Source organism: Chryseobacterium viscerum, from assembly GCF_002899945.2.
Lineage (GTDB): Bacteria > Bacteroidota > Bacteroidia > Flavobacteriales > Weeksellaceae > Chryseobacterium > Chryseobacterium viscerum.
Window position 1 is genome coordinate 1 of sequence record NZ_PPEG02000027.1, and the last position, 1,395, is coordinate 1,395.

Below are 1,395 nucleotides of genomic sequence, written 5' to 3' on the forward strand. Positions count from 1 at the left end.
ATTCCGAACACAGAAGTTAAGCCCACCAGCGCCGATGGTACTGCTAACGCGGGAGAGTAGGCCGCCGCCAGTTTTTATTTTATTTTTAAAAAGTCCTTTATCATACGATAAAGGACTTTTTTGTTGTTATATACCTACAGCAAATAAGCAAACAGATCGTTATTATAGTAACATCCAATCCTCCTATTATCTTCTGTTTTCCAGCTCATTCCTCATTCCTGGTTACCTATCTTTCAATCTTTAATTGAGTATCATTATTATTATTAATTTATTTTCTTCGGTTAATAGGATTTTCCGATGATAAGTTTTGGCTAAAGCCAGATAGAAATGGATTTTTTGACCAGAACGGTTCCCTTCGACTAAGCTCAGGATTATAGCCCGCTCCTCTTGAATATCATAAATGGAGAATAATCAAAGCTGATCAATCGCATCCCGAACCCCGAAACTCGGATCTCGAATCTGATAACTTATAATTCATAATTCATAATTCTCTTCCTTTTAGCCCCGATAGTAATGGTTACCCCGCAGCTTGAGTTGGAGAGTTGGTGGGTTTGAGTGTAGGTGCGCGCTGGCGTGAGGAGTATGAATGGATAGCGGGATGAAGATTCTTTATCTTATTTAAGCCTTTATACTGCTTATGATCATTGCAATCTGTTAGCATACGCTAAAGTTGTCATCCCGTAGAGAAGTCTAAATCATATTTAGACTTCCATAAGGTCGATTAACCATATTATTTCCAGATTAATTAGATTTAAAATACTCCTTAACATATTATAAATACTTGATGAGTGATTCTAAATTTAATTATCTATTCCTGATTCTTTATTACATATACAAATTACAATTACTATTATTTTTTACCATTCCCAATAACATCAATTTTGTAGAAATCTAAACTACTCTGAGAAAGTCTGGGGAATCTGCTCGATATTAATACTATTTTCTGAGGGGATTTAAGCGAGTTTAATAAAAGAACATTGAACTCATATACTATAATGTAATAATATGGAGTGATAACTGCTCATTGTGGATAACTCTATAATGTAATTAAATCAATGGCTGTTAGTTAATTACAATAATAGTTTTCCACTATGCGTATATTTATGTTAAATAAAGTTGCGTGGTGTGTGTTAAGTTTCTATCTTTGCCCCACTGAAAAACGAGAGACATTCAGTAGCGCAGAAGAGCTTTTAGATAAGCAGAAACAATAAGAAACTTCAAAAGGGAAGAGCAAAAAAAACTTCAACATTTTTCATTTAAAAAGTTGCGAGTTCAAATAAAGTTCTTATCTTTGCAGTCCCAATTAAGGGAGCGCAGGAGTGGAAGATTAGGTGATGAGAAGAGGGATTAAGGTTACTTAAAAAACTTTAAAATTTTCTTCAAAAACATTTGGTC

At 34.1% G+C, this 1,395-nt stretch carries 1 rRNA gene; it reads left to right on the forward strand.

The annotated features are described in order from the left end of the window. Positions 1-73: ribosomal RNA gene (rrf, locus tag C1634_RS26615) — 5S ribosomal RNA — on the forward strand; the annotation flags it as partial. Positions 74-1,395 lie beyond the last annotated feature (1,322 nt).